The 16350-nt window shown below is 67.6% G+C and carries 19 protein-coding genes and 1 pseudogene; 10 read left to right on the top strand and 10 right to left on the bottom strand.

Going from position 1 to position 16350, the window contains the following annotated elements; translation table 11 throughout:
* Nucleotides 1-30: 30 nt before the first annotated feature.
* From QRX50_RS23305 to QRX50_RS23300, 3 genes are all read right to left on the bottom strand, one after another.
* A complete protein-coding gene (locus QRX50_RS23305) occupies nt 31-753 on the bottom strand; it encodes a DNA cytosine methyltransferase (RefSeq protein WP_434533310.1) in 723 nt (240 codons plus the stop codon).
* On the bottom strand, nt 750-1124 hold the full coding sequence (locus tag QRX50_RS50405) for a deazapurine DNA modification protein DpdA family protein (RefSeq protein ID WP_434533357.1): 375 nt from the start codon (nt 1122-1124) through the stop codon (nt 750-752). Before QRX50_RS50405 ends, QRX50_RS23305 begins: the two co-directional genes overlap by 4 nt.
* A gap of 163 nt (nt 1125-1287) precedes the next feature.
* Nucleotides 1288-2409: a TRM11 family SAM-dependent methyltransferase gene (locus QRX50_RS23300; protein WP_434533309.1), complete on the bottom strand. Its 1122-nt coding sequence runs from the start codon at nt 2407-2409 to the stop codon at nt 1288-1290.
* Between the two features lie 265 nt (nt 2410-2674).
* Here QRX50_RS23300 and QRX50_RS23295 point away from each other — a divergent pair, with 265 nt between their 5' ends.
* The 6 genes from QRX50_RS23295 (at nt 2675) to QRX50_RS23270 (ending at nt 5777) form a co-directional block, all read left to right on the top strand.
* Nucleotides 2675-2986, top strand: coding sequence for a hypothetical protein (locus QRX50_RS23295; protein WP_285974022.1), 312 nt, complete (start codon nt 2675-2677; stop codon nt 2984-2986).
* Between the two features lie 35 nt (nt 2987-3021).
* A complete protein-coding gene (locus QRX50_RS23290) occupies nt 3022-3177 on the top strand; it encodes a hypothetical protein (RefSeq protein ID WP_285974021.1) in 156 nt (51 codons plus the stop codon).
* Nucleotides 3178-3336: 159 nt separating this feature from the next.
* Nucleotides 3337-3588: a hypothetical protein gene (locus QRX50_RS23285; protein ID WP_285974020.1), complete on the top strand. Its 252-nt coding sequence runs from the start codon at nt 3337-3339 to the stop codon at nt 3586-3588.
* An 18-nt stretch (nt 3589-3606) separates the two neighbouring features.
* Nucleotides 3607-3741, top strand: coding sequence for a hypothetical protein (locus tag QRX50_RS23280; protein WP_285974019.1), 135 nt, complete (start codon nt 3607-3609; stop codon nt 3739-3741).
* Between the two features lie 49 nt (nt 3742-3790).
* The gene (locus QRX50_RS23275; protein ID WP_285974018.1) at nt 3791-4336 is read left to right on the top strand and encodes a DoxX family protein; all 546 of its coding nucleotides are present in this window, start codon (nt 3791-3793) and stop codon (nt 4334-4336) included.
* 766 nt (nt 4337-5102) lie between these two features.
* A complete protein-coding gene (locus tag QRX50_RS23270) occupies nt 5103-5777 on the top strand; it encodes an ATP-dependent DNA ligase (protein WP_285974017.1) in 675 nt (224 codons plus the stop codon).
* Nucleotides 5778-5785: 8 nt separating this feature from the next.
* Here QRX50_RS23270 and QRX50_RS23265 read toward each other — a convergent pair whose 3' ends face one another.
* The 4 genes from QRX50_RS23265 to QRX50_RS49665 form a co-directional block, all read right to left on the bottom strand.
* Nucleotides 5786-5971: a hypothetical protein gene (locus QRX50_RS23265; RefSeq protein WP_285974016.1), complete on the bottom strand. Its 186-nt coding sequence runs from the start codon at nt 5969-5971 to the stop codon at nt 5786-5788.
* 254 nt (nt 5972-6225) lie between these two features.
* Nucleotides 6226-6729, bottom strand: coding sequence for a hypothetical protein (locus QRX50_RS23260; RefSeq protein ID WP_285974015.1), 504 nt, complete (start codon nt 6727-6729; stop codon nt 6226-6228).
* Nucleotides 6730-7824: 1095 nt separating this feature from the next.
* Complete coding sequence (locus tag QRX50_RS23255) at nt 7825-8520, bottom strand: hypothetical protein (protein WP_285974014.1); 696 nt, start codon at nt 8518-8520, stop codon at nt 7825-7827.
* Nucleotides 8433-8981, bottom strand: a complete 549-nt coding sequence (locus QRX50_RS49665; RefSeq protein WP_353074135.1) for a DUF3644 domain-containing protein — start codon at nt 8979-8981, stop codon at nt 8433-8435. Before QRX50_RS49665 ends, QRX50_RS23255 begins: the two co-directional genes overlap by 88 nt.
* A gap of 1812 nt (nt 8982-10793) precedes the next feature.
* Here QRX50_RS49665 and QRX50_RS49660 point away from each other — a divergent pair.
* The 4 genes and pseudogenes from QRX50_RS49660 to QRX50_RS23235 all read left to right on the top strand — a co-directional run bounded on the left by QRX50_RS49660 (nt 10794) and on the right by QRX50_RS23235 (nt 13012).
* On the top strand, nt 10794-11108 hold the full coding sequence (locus QRX50_RS49660) for a dimethylsulfonioproprionate lyase family protein (protein ID WP_353074134.1): 315 nt from the start codon (nt 10794-10796) through the stop codon (nt 11106-11108).
* 257 nt (nt 11109-11365) lie between these two features.
* Nucleotides 11366-11710: a hypothetical protein gene (locus tag QRX50_RS23245; RefSeq protein ID WP_285974012.1), complete on the top strand. Its 345-nt coding sequence runs from the start codon at nt 11366-11368 to the stop codon at nt 11708-11710.
* Nucleotides 11711-12033: 323 nt separating this feature from the next.
* A pseudogene (locus QRX50_RS49655) lies at nt 12034-12453 on the top strand (ATP-dependent DNA ligase); the annotation flags it as partial.
* Between the two features lie 187 nt (nt 12454-12640).
* On the top strand, nt 12641-13012 hold the full coding sequence (locus tag QRX50_RS23235) for a hypothetical protein (protein WP_285974010.1): 372 nt from the start codon (nt 12641-12643) through the stop codon (nt 13010-13012).
* Nucleotides 13013-13127: 115 nt separating this feature from the next.
* Here QRX50_RS23235 and QRX50_RS23230 read toward each other — a convergent pair whose 3' ends face one another.
* From QRX50_RS23230 to QRX50_RS23220, 3 genes are all read right to left on the bottom strand, one after another.
* Nucleotides 13128-13796 carry a hypothetical protein gene (locus QRX50_RS23230; protein ID WP_285974009.1) on the bottom strand — a complete coding sequence of 223 codons (669 nt, stop codon included), beginning with the start codon at nt 13794-13796 and terminating at the stop codon, nt 13128-13130.
* 1113 nt (nt 13797-14909) lie between these two features.
* Complete coding sequence (locus tag QRX50_RS23225) at nt 14910-15602, bottom strand: alpha/beta fold hydrolase (protein ID WP_285974008.1); 693 nt, start codon at nt 15600-15602, stop codon at nt 14910-14912.
* Nucleotides 15592-16239 (bottom strand): alpha/beta hydrolase, encoded by a 648-nt coding sequence (locus tag QRX50_RS23220; RefSeq protein ID WP_285974007.1) that lies wholly within the window; start codon nt 16237-16239, stop codon nt 15592-15594. The genes QRX50_RS23225 and QRX50_RS23220 overlap by 11 nt, the downstream gene beginning before the upstream one ends.
* Nucleotides 16240-16350 lie beyond the last annotated feature (111 nt).

Genomic DNA, 16350 nt, shown 5'->3' with positions numbered 1-16350 from the left:
TGGTGTCCTCACGCCCCGCAGCGCCACGGGTCAGCAGGGCGAGCGGGCTATGCCGCGCCGTCCGTGCGCGACGGTCGAGGTCTGGGAGGCACCTGACGGGCGGGTCGGGCCGCTACGCGCCCGGGCGGGCGGGTCGGTTCGCGCGGGCCTTCTTGTTGGGCGTGGCGTTGTCCGGCGGGCAGCAGGGCGGACGGTGCAGGTAAGGAACACCCGCTCCCGCCGATGGGCTGCTCCGACGTCGGCGGCTCGTACGCAACGCCAGACCGCGTCACACCCCGTTTCGACCAGCCCACCGAGTACTCGGTCGAGGCCGCCGTTGCGCCAACGCAGCGCGGCAACGTTCTCCACGACAACGAGGCGGGGTCGAAGAACGCGAACGGCGTCCAGGACGGTGTGCCACAGTTCACTGCGAAGGCCTTTCTCGATGCCTGCGCGCCGACCGGCCGCGGAAATGTCCTGACACGGGAACCCGGCGGTGAGCACCTCGACCGGTTCCACCGCAGTGAAATCCACCGCCCGCAAATCGCCCAGATTCGCCACACCGGGCAGCCGGGTCGTGAGGATCCGCGCACCATGCGGGTCGTTCTCGCTGTACCAAGCGATCCGCCCGCCCAGCACCGACGCGACACCGAGATCCAGGCCTGCCACCCCGGTACACAGCGACCCAATCACCGGCCCCTCGGTCGCCACGAATCGCAAGCCATCCCCCGCCTCCACGCCACCGGGTGGGTTGTCCTCACACGACGCGGTCATCCGCGCGCTCCTTCCCGGACAGGACGGCTCGCGCAGCGACGCCGCGCGGAAGGCCGGACAGAGCCGCGGCGCCGCGACGGTGGTGCCGAGGTCGTCGCGCCGGTCTGCTGTGCGGCCGCGCCGTGCCGCGTTGATCGGTGCCGGGGCGCGCTGGGCGAGGGTGCGGTGCAGACGGGTGTGCCAGTCCAGTGCGTAGCGCAGGCAGTTGGACTCGCTGCGATGGGTCGCGGGGTGCAGCCGGGCACGTAGCGGCCGCTGAAACTCCACGCGGCCGAATCGCTGGAGGCGATCCGGTCGCCGTAGCGGGCCAGCCCGCTGGTCTTCACCCCGAAGCAGTGCAACGACAATCCCCGCGCATGCAGGGCTCGCACGATCTGCTCGACCTCGCCGTTCGCCCCGGCCACCGCCGCTAAGTACACCCCGGCCGCGCCACCGCCGCACGCCACCGGTCCACCGGCAGGCAGGACCCGGCAGTCTCGCGAGGTGACGCCATCGGCGCGGGCCGGGATAGCAGGGTGCGCGCGATGCGGGTACTCACGCCCGCACCTGCCGACCTTCGGCGTCCCGGTCCAGCACACCCACGCTCGAGGTCGTGGCGGGGTCGAGCGGGCGGCGCAGGACGATGACGTCCTCGTGCGCGATCAGGTGCAGCGGCAGGCCCTGCTCGCGTTGCTTACGGATGAAGTCGCGCTGGAAGAACGAGCCGCGGGCAACCAATTCCTCGTCAGCGACCCGGGCCAGCAGCGCCACACAGCGTTCGACCGGAACCAAGCCGGCGGCCAGGCCGCAGGCGATGATCTGCGACGGCAGGTCGATCAGTTCCGCGTGCTCGCGCCACGGCCGCGCTGTGATCGCGACGTGGCCGCCGGGGCGCAGCACGGCCGCACATCCGGTGAGGATGCGCGTGAACCCGGCCAGCAGCCGATGGTGCCCGACGTTGGCCAGGTTCCCGCGGTCCAGCACGGAGCCGTAACGCCAGTGAAACTTGTGCACCTTTCCATCCGGCGAGTTTGTCCCCGCCGTCACGACCTGCCCGTGCAGGGACGACCCGTACGGCGGCGAGGTCACCACCAGCGCCACCTGCCCCCGGTACTTCTCCGGCAGCAGCAACGGCAGCTGCCGCGCGTCGCCGCGCACGATCTCGCCGTCGTGGTCGTGACCGCGCTCGCGGGCCAGCGCGAGGTTCGCCCGGGCCACAGCAACCCAGTGCGGCTCGTACTCCACCCCCACCGCGCGGCGCCCGGCGTCGATCGCCTCCACCAGAGTCGTGCCGGAGCCGGCCATCGGGTCGAACACCAGCTCCCCGGGACGGGTGTAGTGACTGATGGCGTGCGCGGCCACGGCCGGGAGCATCTTCGCCGGATGCGCGGTCGACTCGGGCACGTAGCGGCCCTTGCGCTGCGCGGCCGGGGAGGTCTGCGCGGTCGCCCACACCGACAACGGCAGCTCGCCGGCATCGGCCCCACCGATCTCCGTGTCCGGGCCCGCCGGGTCGTGTCCGATCGGGGTGTCCGGCTGCGCCGCACCGGCGTCGCTGGCGGTGTCGAGGGCGTTGATGAGCGCACGTGAGATCGGCACAGTCGGGTCGTCACAGCCGGGGGCGCTCGAGCCCGTCGCGCCGGTGGTGGTCGGTGCGGAGGGACGCAGGGGAGTCATCAGCATGGTGCCTTTCGCAGGAGTGGGAGCGGCCGGTGAAGGCGCGAGCGGGCGCCGTGCGGACGGGGTCACTGGCCGCCTCCGGCGCCAGGCGCATCGCCGTGCGCGGCGGTCGCCGTACCGGACTCGGTCGGCGGTGCGCTGGAGTCGGCCGGTTGCGCGAACACGAGGACATCGCCGTGCGCGCGCCGGTGCGGGGCGGGCAGTCCGCGCACCGTCGCGCGGTGCCGGGCCGGCTCACGCTGATGCCGATCCGTATCCGGTCATGGAACAAGGGGCCAACACCAACCCCGAGCTGGCTGCGGTGATTCGCGCCGTCCCGCCCGCGGCCCTGCGCGCGAACTACACGGCATTCCTCGACGAGCCCGGCGTACACGCTCAGCTGGCAGGTTCGAGCGTTCCGATGCTGATGTACGCGGGCACAGCCGACGTCTGGCACGACCCGATGCGCCAATTCGCCGAACACACAGGCACTCCCTTCCTTTCCCTGCCGGACGCGGACCACCTGGCCGGCTGGCACCGGGCGCACGACATGCTGCCCGAGATCCAGCGCTTCCTCGACGCCGAGCCGGGCTGACAGAACCGGCGTGTCACCCCGTAGTCCGGTCAACGGTGTGGAAGCGGGACCGCCAGATATGGCTGGGCAGTCCGGCCCTGCTGGTCCGGGGCATCGCCCAGGTCGGGCAGGGCACCGTGTCGCTGGTTGCAGACCAGGTCACCCCGCTCGACCTCAAGAGCCTCGCCAGCAGCAGCCGCGACTTCCGCTGAACGAGGACCATCCGGGTGCGTGGCCCACCGTGCTGGGGCAGCCCAGGAGAGGGCACCGCTGCGGCAGCGTCACAGATTGTGATCAGACTTCGACGCGCGCCTTCGGCGCCGACACGTGCGAGGCTGCGATCGTGGGCAAACCGCATGAGGTGTGCGGCATTGTCCGTAGCCGGAAGTGGCGCTCAGGGCTCGCCAGCGCAGCCGCTCACGCGCCGCCTCGGCCCCGGCCGGGCCTACCTGGCCGGCATGGCGCTCGCCAGCGCCGCCGGCTTGGTCGCCGCCGGGGGGTGTCGCCGCCGTGGCGGGGAGGGGCTGCACGGCGCCTGGCCGGCGCTGTGCGGCGTGAACCAGCAGACGCTGCGCCAAACCCTCATCGCCCCTGAGTTGCTCTCGCACGCCACCGCGACGTGACGCTTCCTCGTGTATGGCATGCAACCGCTGGGCGCCTTCGCCTGCGGACTGCTCGGCGCGGTGAGCCTGCGGGAGACCTTGATCACGGACGCGGCCCTGATGGCGCTGGCCACGGCGTCCGCCGCCCGGTTGATGCGAATCCGGCAGCTGTGATCACGCTACGGTGATCACTGAACGCAGGAACCACTCTCAGGAGGGGCGAATGACCGATTCCGACCGGATTTCCTTGTCCGGCAGCAGTTCGCCGATTCGCCGGGAACAGATCGGCACCGACGTCGCGCTCCTGCTGCTGCGCTTGATCGTCGCCGCGACGATGGGCGCGCACGGGCTCGTCAAGGTCTTCGGCCTCTTCGGCGGGCCGGGGCTCGACAGCTTCGGGAAAGTGTTGCAGGGCTACGGTTTCACCCGCGGCCTCGGTCTGCTGTCGTGGATCACGGGTCTCACCGAAGTGGGCGGGGGTGTGCTGCTGGTGCTCGGCCTCTTCACTCCCCTCGCGGCCGCGGGTCTGCTCGGCGTGGGACTCAGCGTGGTCGTTTCCAAGCTCGGCGGCGGCTTCTTCGAGGGCAACGGCAAGGGGTACGAGTTCGAGCTGACGCTGGCCGTGCTCGCCTTCGCGGTCCTGCTCGCCGGGTCCGGGCGGATCGCGTTGGACGTCAACACTCCCTGGTGCCGCACGCCGTTCCGATACGGCCTGGTGGGGCTCCTGCTGGCCGTAGTCGCTTCGGTCGTGATCGGGCTGGCGTTCTGAAGCCTCAGCTGGAGTAAGCCTCCAGTTCCACCAGCCGCGAGTACGCGTGATCGTTCGACTCCAGCGCGACGATCTGCACCTCGTCGGCCCGCACGGCTGGGAAGGTGGACGTCACCGAACCCACCGTGTTGCCCCGGACGGAAGCGACCGGGACCCCCAAGCTGGCCGGCACCGCCGCGCGGGCGCAGGCTGAAGACTCAGCGCGCCGGTCGGAGCGGGGTGCACCGCTGAGCGACCTCGACGGCATCCCGGTGACGGTCAAGGACAGCATTCCGACCGCCGCCCACCAGCTCCGACGCCCCGCTCAGCAGCGACGTCGAAGACCCGACGGCGCCGCCGGCGACTGACTGCGCCTGACTGCCGTCCAGACACCTGCCGCCGCATCGCCGCCCGCTCACACCGGCGGCACCATCCGGTGTCGCGACGTTCTCTTCCTGCCTTGTACTTCCGCTGCGGGGTGTGGTTCGGCGCCACGCGGACGCTGAGCCTCGAACATGCGCGCGAGTCGAAGCCTCGGGGTTTGCGGCTGCATCCCTGGTCAGCGGGATTGACGATGGGCACGCGCCCGTGCCGTCACTGCCGCTGCGGCTCGCTGTTGCCGAGCCGGCCGCCGTGCTGCCTGAGGCCGGCCACGGGTACGAACCCAAGCTCGACGGCTGGCGCTGCCTCATACACGTGCCCGCCAGGGCGGTCCAGTCCCGCACCGGCAGCAGCCTGGCCCGACCGGTTCCCCGGGATCCTCGATGCGGCGGCCACGCTGGGCCGGGTGGTGCTCGACGGCGAGATCGTCGCCTACCGGGAAGGGCGCCTGGACTTCGCGGCCCTGGGCTACGGGCCGCTGCGCCGCCGCTCCGAGGGTGTCACGGTGGTGTTCGTGGCGTTCGACCTGCTCGGCGCCCGCGGCCGCGACCTGCGGACGTTGCCGTACGCACGCCGGCGGGAACGGCTGGAAGCCGTCATCGGCGCGAGCAACGCCGGCGTGCAGCTGATGCGCTCGACACTCGACGTCGAGCTGGCCCGTGGGTGGATCGGCGCCGAGCAGGCCGCCGTCGGCGTCGAGGGAGCCCTCGCGAAGCCGCTGGGCAGCCGATGTCCACTGCGCGGCGGACGTTCGGGCTGGGTGAAGGTCCGCCACTTCGACGACGTCGACGCCCTGGTCCTCGGCCAGACCGACCGGCGGCAGGTGCGGGCGGTCGGGCTCTCGACGACACTGTCCCGGCCGGCGCTCGTGTCGCTCGCGGGCAGGCTCCGGCTCGCGCCCGGCGGCCCCGTCCGGGCATCGGGGGTCGTGGCCGGCTTGCCCGGCAACGAGGACTTCACCTACTGGTCGGTCGAACCCGGTGTGGTGGTCGAGGCCCGCGCGGACTCGGCAGTCGAACTCGGCCGGTACCGACACCGGCTCACCGTGGTAAGGGCGAAACCCTTCACCACCACGCCATGAGCCCCAGGTCAGGAGTTCGTCGGTGCCTCACCGCGTTTCAGGGCGGCAATGGTGGCCCGGATTCTCTCTTCTTCCTCGTCAGCGGCTGAGCCCATGCCGGTGACCCGGTCCATGTGGACGACCAGGAGGGCTTCAAGCCGATTCAGCCATTGGGCGTTCGATTCGCCGGGTCTCTGCTGTACCTGGTCAGCCATGCCCTCAGAGTACGGCTTCGCCCTGACCCGCGAAGCCGTCGGGTGTCCGTGGGACGGCACCGTCATCCGCCCGGGCAGCCAGCTCTCACACCGTCCGCGGCAGGGTCACCCCGGCCGCGGCGACCGCCTCGGCGATCGTCATGCCCTCGGACGGATCGCCCTCCAGCGTCCACTCCAGCCGCACCGTGTAGCGCTGGGCCATCGCCTGCAGGTCCTCGACAATGGTTTTTGGATTCCGCCACCACAAGGAGATGCTAAGCGCTACCCGAGACCCAACTGGAAAATGGTTGAAACCGAGCAATTGGGGAACCAATTGCAGCAAGGGATATCGCGAAGTCTACAGCCAACCGAGAAAGCATTTCTTCGAGATATTTCTTGTTCATGATCTCAACACTTGGATTCGGCACCCAATCCGTCCTCGACAGACAGTGAATTTCCACCAAGTCTGCTTTTGCGATGAACTTTAAGGTTCGCTCGATGCCCTGAGAATACATGTCAAGCTCCGCATTACTTCGCAACCTGATCCGCGCCAAGAGATCAGGCAACTGCTCCATGAAGACAGATAAATCGTATGCAACATCCACAGGCCATTCAACACTGTCGAAACCCTGAATGTGAAACCGGCAGTCAGTGTCCGCGAGCAAGCCGCAGGCCGTCATGACCAGGCTCTCATAGTCATCGTCAACGTCTGAGGAAATCGACATCTCAGAGGTCGGCGATGACGAAGATGGCCGCTCCAAAGTGCAGCGGAATCTCATCGGAACTCCTCCTATCAGGGCTCAACGGGAAACGCCGTATTGTACAGTCCACCCTTGCTTGAGACCAGGGTAACAGCCCTGGCTTGAACAATGCTTCCATCCGGCATAATCACTTGCCCCAGGTCTTCGGGAAGTGGAATCACCCTAGGACCCGCGCCTTCAACGTGCGCCGCCTCCAAGAACGCGGCAGCGGCATCGTTGTCCAGCCATCGGCCTTGCTGATTCCCAGTACTGCGGGCACGGTCAATCAGGCTCCGAGTATTTTTTGCACCGGAACCATGGACACTGAACGTGTGACCGAATATTTTAACACTCTTGGGTGACCAGTTTACGCAGTTCGCGTTGTGAACAAGTACTGGCGTGCTACCTGCGAGCTCGGACGGCGGCGTGATCGTCGCCGGGCGTGTCGAGCAGGTCACCAGGCCTCAGGTTGGTGGCGTCGGTCCAATTGTGGGTGGTGAAGTCGTACCACAGGTGATCATGCAAAACGGACAAATTATTGTAATGCCGCAATCGGGACCGGAGGCAACTCTCTGTCAGTCCTCCAGAGCGCCCCGCGACCGCTACCAACCCGCTGGCGCGTGAGCCCACACGATCCCCCGGCGCCCACAGTCGTCGCTGGGGCCTGCGTGGCAACACCGATCTTGGAGCAAATCTGGAGCAGCGGCACGTGATCAACGGTGATCAACGGTCTCAGGCTGCGCTCAACTGCCAACAACTACATCGCCCGGCCAGCAGGTTCTCCATAACCGCAGGTCAGCGACTTGATCGAACCTTACTGGCAGTGAGGGGGTCAGGGGTTCGAGTCCCCGCAGTTCAGCGAACTTGCGCGACCACCTGCCGCCCGAGCTCGGACCGCACGATCTTCACGAGCCGACGGGCCCAGCGGCGCCTACGCCGAGTAGCGCAGCGTGTCGGCGTAAATCGGCATCTGGTTGCCGACAACGCCGATCCGCTAAAACCTCCACTACGGAGGCGTTCGCGACCGGACGCTCTCGCCGCATCGACCTCGTACGCCCAACAGGCATCGATCCGAAAGAGTTGATCGATCGCAAACGTCAATCATCCCACGACGGCGTCTTGCTGCTGTAGTGGTCAGTCTGGCCGGAGAGCGCTGAGGCCCTCGGGGGATTCTGGAGATGACGGACGAGTCCGTGTCCAAGGCGGCGTGGCACTTGGCGGCGGTTGGCCAACCCACTCGCCAGTCATCTTGTCCCTCGGCGCTGTGCCAAGCAGTGCGCGAAATCCGCTTTCGGTTCCGCAGTCGCGGATGAGTTTCGCGACGTATGCCGGCGTGTAGCCGTAGTCCTTGTGCCGCTCGTCGTACAGACAGTACTTTTCGTCCGTTCTCTCCGGATGCGAGTCACCGACTTGCGGCCGCACGCCGAGCTTCTTCCATGTGATGGTGAACAGGTTCGTGTTGAAGCTGAAGGGGATCTGGTCCTCGACGGCTTTCGCTGCCTTGGTCGGTTTCATCAGCCCGTGTCCGACCACCGAGCGTTTTCGCTCGCGGACTACGACGTATCCCCTCCTGCCAATCGCTTCTACGACCTCGCGTTGGTCCTCCCTAAGATCGTCATAGCGCGTGAACTGTACTGCCAGGGCGTCCGGATCCTTGGGGGCGAGCTCCTGGAGAACTCGCAACCGGAAGTCGCACTTGTGGTCTCGAGCGACCGACTCATCGAGACCGGCGTCGTACTCCGCTATGAAGGTGCGCAGCGGCTCCGGCAGTTGTGACCGCAGCCGCCGCAGCGTTCGCTCGCCTTCGGTGGTGAAACTGCCGATGAACACCGGAAAGCGCAACCGCGTCGCAAGTGAAGCCCCGGCCCCGAATTGGCTCGTAAGCTCCTCTTCAAGTAGTTGAGCAGCAGCGCTTGGCTCTGGCCCCCGACGGCAGCTGTGAGAGCTTCTTGCTGGCGGGCGTACCTGTGCTCGATCTTGTTGCGCAGGCGAATGAAGAAGGTGAGGTTGGCGCGGACCGGGTCCTTGTCATCGGGCCAACGGTGCCGGACACAGGTGGCCAAGTCCCACCGCTTCGGCTCGCCGTCAACTCGATCGAGACGCCGCGCACGCCCCTGCCAACGCCAGTACCGGAAGTCGACGTCGTCACGAGTGAACTCACCGTGCAACAGGTACAGCCAGGCCAGGTGCATGTGGACGACGAAGGCCTCGAACGACCGCGTCTCCGCGGGGTCGTTGTAGAGCCGGACAGCCAGCTGCGCCTCGTCTCGGGACGCATCCACCACCTGCATGAAACGAGGGCGCGGTGCCACCGACGGGTCTCCATTCGTGAAAGCACTACTCGTGGAGAAAGGGGCGTACCTGTTCGAGCAGCTTCGCCGGGTCCGCGGACTCGCCGTTCCTCCACCCCGGGCAGTAATCGTCAAGGTCTTCTTGGTCAGCAATCCCCAAAGCTTTGCCCCTGAGCTTGACCAGGTAGCCATCAACGTCCGGCAGCTGAACGAACCGAATCTCACCTTGGTCGAACACGCTTTCAAGGTCGGCGCTTCATCGCCCGGTGTTACGAATCAGATCCAAGCGGGGTCCAACCAGCGATGACGCCGAGTTGGCCAACTGGACTCACCGCGCGATCGAACCGGTTTGGACGCCGTCGAAACACCACACAACGGTCGTCCTCGACCTGATCAGAACCGCCACAATCTCAGCCACGGAGCCGGAACGCCGGCCCCGACGCCCTCCCAGACTGCATCGAAGACACCATCGAGTGTTCCGGACAGCCCGGCCCGCCGAACGAGATGCGATCCGCAACACCGACATGCAGGCGAGGTCAAGGAGATCACCGGCACGTCGCGCGGTCTCCCAGCGCTGTGGTCGCACCGCTCAGCAGCGACAGCGCGCCTGTGCCACTCCAGGGCTGGGCCGCCGGGCGGTTGACCCGCGTCGAGGCCCAGTCCTCGCCGCCGAAACGACCCGATCACCACACCCACCACCCCACGGCAGGTCACCAGGCCAACGCTGGACCACACGACACAACCTGGCACACGCCAGCCCGAGCGGTCGGAAACACAACAAGACCAGCCGCCACACCACGACACCGCAAGCCCCTGCAACCAGCCGAAAAGACCTTGCCCTGCGTCACCGATCAGCTACCCGAACGTCCGCCGCCGGGCTACCCTGTCGGCAGCGGCAGCCCCGCCGGCCGTCACGAACTTCGGGTTTTTATCGCCCCTAAATCGCCCCTACCCATGGGTAGCAAAAAAGCCCAGGCCTATGACCTGGGCTTTGCTCCCCCGCTTGGACTCGAACCAAGAACCCTCCGGTTTATTGGTTCGAGTTGGTTTGAGTCGACGTCAGTCGATCTAGCTGGGAAGTTTGCAATCGCTCATGCTCTCGATCGACCTCACTCGCCCTCCGTCGACCTGTAATCTCGCCCCGATCTCGGGGGGCGGCGGAGGCGCTGTCGCGGTCACGGCTTGTGATGGTGTGGTGTTCGAGCAGCTCGGAGAGGGCTCGTGGCGGCGCGACTGCGTGGCCGACACATCCTCGACCGCGGTGTTGGTCGCTCGACGCCGTAACCGCTCACCCCCGCTCCGAACACCGCAAACGTGGCCCAATTCACTGGGTCCACAAACGGCTGCACGCTATCCGCGGGGTCGGCCGTGAGCATCCTGCACAGTGCAAGCGCTCTCGTCCGGTGTTCCGCCCGCGCGGTAGTGTTGCGGCCAGACTGCCAGCTGGTAAGGGTTCTTGCCGGCTTTGCGGGCGGCGGCGACCAGGGCGCAGGGCGAGCCGCGATTGTTCGTGGCCAGTGCATGCGTGGCCGGAGGACCGGAAGACCAATTCACCGGCGGTCACAGCGTGGACCCGATGCCGGGCTTCTGCAAGGGCTGCGCCGACCTGGTCGAGATCCCATGAAGCGCCGGGATCCAGCCGGGCGTGCAGCCACGTCATCAGCAGGGCGGTCGACAGGTCGGGCACCCGACGGGTGCTGGTGATTATGGCCGTGGCGCCAGCAGCGAGAAGAGTCCGACCCAGTCCTGCGTCGCCGGCTGGGCCAGCCTCTCGTCGAGCACCTGCGCACGACCGGCGCCCGGCACATCGTCGTGCCTGATCGCGGAAGGCGAACCCGCCCACGGCTGGCAGATCCGGCCGACGAGGTCTACCTGCCGCTCACCGGGGCCCGCTGGTCCACCGACCAATCCCCCTACGTCGCACGCGAACCCGGCACGGCCCTGCACCACGCCCCCGCCCAACCGCACGCCATCCACACCGACGCCGTCCCCCTCCTCGCGCGCTACCTCTGGCGCGGCGACCTCCACACCCGCCCGCCTCATCGACCCACCCCGCTGAAACCCGGCCTCAACACTCAGACGAGCGCGACGACGACCCCGCAGCCGCAAGCGCGAGCTCATACGTGAACGGCCACCAGCTACTTCTCGATCGCCAGAGGGGTTCTGACCCAACTCGGTGTCCCCCGCGCCAGATTCCTGCCCGAGCTCCTCGCCCAGCGGGACCCCCGCCCGGCTCCTGCCCGACAAAACTGGCGCGAATGGTGACCTCCGTCGTGCAACGGATTGAACGATGCGCGCCGTCTCCCCAGCACCGGCGGCCCAGGCCGGTACCGAGGCCACTGGCGAAGAGCCAGCTCGCGCGAACACAGCGGAGGGCGGAAAGCATGAACGTTCCCACAGCTGACGGCACGGTGCGGATGCTGCTGCTCGCCGCTGACGTCGACGAAAGGGGCACTGTTCAGCTCGACACGATCATCCCCTACCACGTCGGTGCCGACGGCATCGTGTACTGGAATGCGCCCTGCGAATCCGGGTTGACCTTCGTGCTGCTTAATCTTGATCCCGCAGGCCTGCCCAGCGGTGTTCTGCACCAGCGGCCCGACGGTTCCGAAGTGCTGCGCACGATCGATGGCTACCGCCTGGAAGTCGGCAACGGAAACGGAGTGGCGGTCTTCGCACCGAACGGGCAGCGTCGATCGGTGACCGGCATCTTCTTGGTCAAGCCCTAGCCGTAGCGCCCGCCTCGCCGGCCGGTAACGGCGGCGACGACCACACGGGTGGTGTGCGCACCGACGGACTCGACCGACGAGAGGCCGACGCGGCTGCCGGCCGCGTGGCGCCGCGACGTCGAGGCCGAACCCCTCGCGGCGCCACTTGACATCGCGACGATGCACCACCGCTTTTGGTCCTCCGCCCCGTACGTTACGGCTGACCACTCACCCTGCGGGCTGGTGACCTGCACTTTTCCCAGCCCGGTTGCTACGCCCGGCTTACGCTCGCGGGCAGGTGTCGCCGGGCGGGGACGGTCCCGCCCGGCGGGTGAGCCGGGAGGGTGCGATGGCTGCGACACTGGCAGGGGCCGAATAGTCGTGGCGTCGGTGCGGCTGCCGCTGGCACAGCCCGCACGGGAGGTGCGGGTGTCTCGTCCTGGCTGGTCCTGGCCTACGAGGCGAGGCTCGACGGGTGGGGCGCGGTCTTGTTCGCCGAGCTCGGGTTGCTGCAGTCGCGCCAGGTCAACAACCTGGCCGACCGCTTCCCCGAGATCGTGCGGGCCGGCGCGCAGCTGGGCGACTTCGTGCTCGACGGCGAGCTCGACGCGCTGCGCGCGGGCCGCCTCGATTTCGGGGCGCTCGCCTCGCGCCCCAGCGCCCGGACGAAGGCTGAGGTGAACATCTACTTCGTCGTGTTCGACGTGCTCGCCGACAGATCCGATGTTGACCTGCGGTCCCGCCCATACCGGGAGCGGCGAACGCGGCTTGAGCAGCTGCTCGCTGGGATCGGGTCGCCGCTGCAGCTGGTGCCGAGCACGACCGACTGGGATGCCGCGATGGCGTGGATGCGGCCAGAGGCCAGCGACGTCGGGATCGAGGGGGGTGGCCAAGCTGCTCGATGCCCGGTACCGGCCCGGCCGGACCGACGCCTGGGTGAAGGTGCGACAGGTGACCGTCGTCGACGCCGTTGTCGTCCGGGTGGCCGGCGACCCGCACGGACCGAACGAGGTGATGCTCGCCCGCCGCGACGCCGCCGGTGCGTGGCGGCAGATCGGCCTGTCCCTGCCGCTGGCGCCTCGGCTGGGCCAGCAGATCGGGGCGCACGTCACGCCCACCGGTGAGCCCGTGGCCTACACCTCGGCCGGCGAGTTCGGCCGGGGGAAGACGCAATACCTGCCGGTGCGGCCCGAGGTCGTCGTCGAGGCCGAGACCGGTCCCGCAGTCGAATCGTTCAGCAGCCCGGCAGCGGCCTCGCGTGCACCGCGCGCGCCCCGATCTCGACGCCGGGGCCTGCCGCCCCGCCACGGCACCGGCGCGTGAGGCCGCTGGTCGAGAAGAAGATCATCGTGCAGGTCGGTGAGCGGCAGCTCGCGCTGTCCAACCTGGACTAGCCGCTGTACTGCAGCGGGTACACCAACGGCGAGGTCGTGCACTACTACTCGACCATCGCCCCGGTCCTGCTCCCACACATCCGAGACCGACCGGTCACGTTCTCTGTTGACTGGACTAGGGCCAGCAAGCCGCAAGCGACGTCGTCCAGAAGACTGATCCCGGGCGACAGACCTTCCGCGACGTCGTCCGCCGCGGCCGAAGGCCGCCCAGCCGCAGCAAGGCCGGGCGTAACAGGTTCAGGGCAGGTCACGGGTGACGAAAGCCGTGAGGTGCGCAACCAAGGTGTTTCTTCGAAGCCCTGCGCGATGTTCGGACTGTGCTGCCCGAGCCGCACGTTCACGACGGAGGGGCACGACTGGTTCGCCGGGCGGTCACTCTCGACGTCGAAGTTCGCGAGCTCGTGGCCGGTCTTGAGTTCGTATACCTCGAACGTGTAGGTCGCCGGGTAGACGTCGCCGCGCGCGATGTCCCACTCGCAGGTGCCGATCGGCGTGGTCCCGCGCTTACGCAGCCCGCTCAGGCACACGATGAGTTGCGCTTTCCCCAGGTCATCGTCGCTGGACCCCTCTTGCCGGGCTCGCCAGTCGTAGGGCAGCGAACCGGAGTCGAAGCCTCCGTACAGCAGGTCGGAAGGCGAAGCGTCGTCGCCCTTCCCCGCCACGACGAGGTGCGGTCCGTGGCCCGCGGACGCCGGCCAGCCCGGGTTCGGCACCTCGATCTCCGTGCCGCACCGGAGGTAGCTGAGGCTTGAGCTCGATGTGACAGTCTGCGGCGCCGAAGTGGGTGCGATCCCGCCCCCGCTGCACCCCGAGATCCCCACCAGCACACCGGCGGCCAGAACCGCTGCCTTTCCGAACCTCACGAAGACATTCAACGGGATACACCCTCCCGGAAGTAAACCGCTGGCGAGCGCTGGCTGGGCACCCACGTGGCGCTGCCGGAGCGCTTGACGCGTCACCGGTGACATGGAGCTGCCTCGCCGCGTGCCGAACGTTTGGCGGGCGCGACGCGCGGGCAGCAGCGTGAATGTCCAGGAGGCACCGTTGGGTGCTAGCCGTGGAGATCGCACGCGCGTAGCGCCGCGCTGCGGGTCCCGGGGTTCCGCAGGCGGGTAGGCAGGCCGGGAACGGTATCCCGGATGTCTCTGGCGCAGCGCCGCACCAGGCGTGGAGAAGCCCGCTCCCCCGACTCCAAGGAGGTGCCTCGCCATGTTGAAGAACCCTGACGTCCAGATGCGCGACGGAGCGTCGGTTTGCCCGCGTTGCAAGGCAGTCAACCAGATTCGCGAAGTCGATTACGCCGTCCGTTGGAACGAACTCCAGGTAGCAGGGGAGGACACCGTCGTCTGATCGCTTGGCGACGGCTCCCACTTCGAGACCGACCATTTCGAGTGTCGAGCGTGCAGCGGCGTCGTCGGCTTGCCGTTCGAGATCACCGCCTGGCAATGACTGCAAGCCCGTCCTGTCATCCATCACCCATGCGAAGGGACGACCGCCGATGAAGCTCAACGTCACCGACGTCAAGTCCACGATCTCGACCGGTTCGACCTCCACAACGAGTACCGCCTGCGCAAGGCCAGCGACGACGAGTTCGACCCGGACTCGCACGTGTACTGCACGCACACCGGCCACCGCCCACCTCGACCCCACTACCCTGGCAGTGAACACGGCGCCCTGGACGCCAACGCCTCGAACCTTGCCGCCATCCGTGCCATCGAGGCCGAGGTCAACGTGGCGATCGTTGCGGCCGGCGGCCGGAGCGCTGAGCTTGGCTGGACGTTCTCGCGCTTCGCCGGGTGTGGCCACCACCAACTGCCGTTGCAGTATTAGGGCGCTGGTGCTGTCTCGATGTTGGTGGCCAGTGTTTCGCGGAGGATGGTGGCGACCACGTGTGGCTGGGACAGGAACGGCGAGTGCGACGTGTCGATCTCGAGGATCTTGCCGCCGATGTGGGCGGCCATCTGGCGCTGCGCCTGGGGTGGGATGGCCTGGTCCTGGGTGCACACCACGAACGTCGTGGGTAGGTTTTCCCACGCCGCCTCGGTCTGTTGCTCAGTGAAGGCGGAGGAGTGCTGCAGCCGCAGGTGGGAGGCTGCCGAGCGCGCGGCTTCCTCGGGCAGGTCGTTGAAGAACACGTTCTCCGGGGTGCGGACTTCGATGAAGCCGTCGTCCCGCACGCGAGACCACGGAGGTTTGCCCGCGCCGAGCACCGACTCGCCCCGGCCGAGGGCGAACGCGCACAGGTACACGACATGCGTGACGTTCGGCAGCCGGGCCAACGCTTGCGAAGCCACCGCCCCGCCGTAGGAATGCGCGCACACCACAACCGGTCCGGGTATAGCCGCCACCGCCGCTCGCAGGACCTCGGCGTCGGCGTACAACCCGGCCGGCGGAGCCGCCACGCTGGGCAATTCCACGGTCTGGACGTCGACGCCGGCCAGTTCGGGCAGCAGGGCCTCCCAGCACCACGAGCCGTGCCAAGCGCCGTGCACGAGTACCAGGGCCGGATCAGCGGACATCGGCGGAGGCGAGCTCGTCTCTGAGGAACTGCGCCAGAGCAGCTGGCTGTGAGAGGAATGGCGAATGGGAGGTGTTCATGCGGTGGATTCTTCCGGCGCGCTGGGCGAACAGGTCCTGGGCAAAGGGCGGGAACGCGTTGTCGGCCTCGCAGATGACGTAAGTGCTGGGGATGGTCTTCCAGGCCACTTCGGTCTGCTTTTGCACATTCGCCGAATACGACGTGTAGCCGAGCTGCGAAACCGCCTCCTGGGCGAGGTCCGGGTCGACATCCCCGTAGAAGATCTCCACGGGATCGAGGGCTTCGACGTATTTCTCGCCGTCCGTGCTGTTGATCTTCCACCAGGCGGCGGGCGTGCCCCCCACACTCGACAGCATGGACTCACCGACGTCGAGCATGAACGCGGCCAGGTAGACGATGCGCTTAACGTTGCTCGCACCCGATAGGGCCTGAGTCACGGGAATTCCGCCGTAGGAGTGCGCGCAGACCACGACGGGGCCGTCGATGGCAGCGACCGCGGCAGCGATCTGCGCCGCGTCTTCGTACATGTCTCCCAGCGTGGCCGGGTCATCACCCGAGCTGGTCAGATCCACTGTGTGCACATCCACGTCTGGTAGTTCATCCACCAGACGCTTCATATGGTCCGATTTGTGCCAGGAACCCGGGACGAGGAGGAGCGAAGGAAGAGCCATGTCAGCTTTCTGAGATTCCCATTAACGGTGAGTAAACGATGATCTGTTCGCCTCTAT

Origin of the sequence: Amycolatopsis sp. 2-15, assembly GCF_030285625.1 — a bacterium.
GTDB classification, from domain to species: Bacteria; Actinomycetota; Actinomycetes; order Mycobacteriales; family Pseudonocardiaceae; genus Amycolatopsis; species Amycolatopsis carbonis.
Note: the sequence above shows the minus strand (reverse complement) of the source record. Positions and strands in the feature narration are given on the sequence as shown.

What these genes read in the sequence shown, in the direction of transcription:
- QRX50_RS23260 (WP_285974015.1), bottom strand. Translation starts at nt 6,729, where the DNA reads ATGAGATTCCGCTGCACTTTGGAGCGGCCATCTTCGTCATCGCCGACC.
- QRX50_RS23245 (WP_285974012.1), top strand. Translation starts at nt 11,366, where the DNA reads ATGAACGTTCCCACAGCTGACGGCACGGTGCGGATGCTGCTGCTCGCC.
- QRX50_RS23295 (WP_285974022.1), top strand. Translation starts at nt 2,675, where the DNA reads ATGGAACAAGGGGCCAACACCAACCCCGAGCTGGCTGCGGTGATTCGC.
- QRX50_RS23275 (WP_285974018.1), top strand. Translation starts at nt 3,791, where the DNA reads ATGACCGATTCCGACCGGATTTCCTTGTCCGGCAGCAGTTCGCCGATT.
- QRX50_RS23220 (WP_285974007.1), bottom strand. Translation starts at nt 16,239, where the DNA reads ATGAAGCGTCTGGTGGATGAACTACCAGACGTGGATGTGCACACAGTG.
- QRX50_RS23280 (WP_285974019.1), top strand. Translation starts at nt 3,607, where the DNA reads ATGCAACCGCTGGGCGCCTTCGCCTGCGGACTGCTCGGCGCGGTGAGC.
- QRX50_RS23265 (WP_285974016.1), bottom strand. Translation starts at nt 5,971, where the DNA reads ATGGCTGACCAGGTACAGCAGAGACCCGGCGAATCGAACGCCCAATGG.
- QRX50_RS23300 (WP_434533309.1), bottom strand. Translation starts at nt 2,409, where the DNA reads ATGACTCCCCTGCGTCCCTCCGCACCGACCACCACCGGCGCGACGGGC.
- QRX50_RS49665 (WP_353074135.1), bottom strand. Translation starts at nt 8,981, where the DNA reads ATGCAGGTGGTGGATGCGTCCCGAGACGAGGCGCAGCTGGCTGTCCGG.
- QRX50_RS23225 (WP_285974008.1), bottom strand. Translation starts at nt 15,602, where the DNA reads ATGTCCGCTGATCCGGCCCTGGTACTCGTGCACGGCGCTTGGCACGGC.
- QRX50_RS23305 (WP_434533310.1), bottom strand. Translation starts at nt 753, where the DNA reads ATGACCGCGTCGTGTGAGGACAACCCACCCGGTGGCGTGGAGGCGGGG.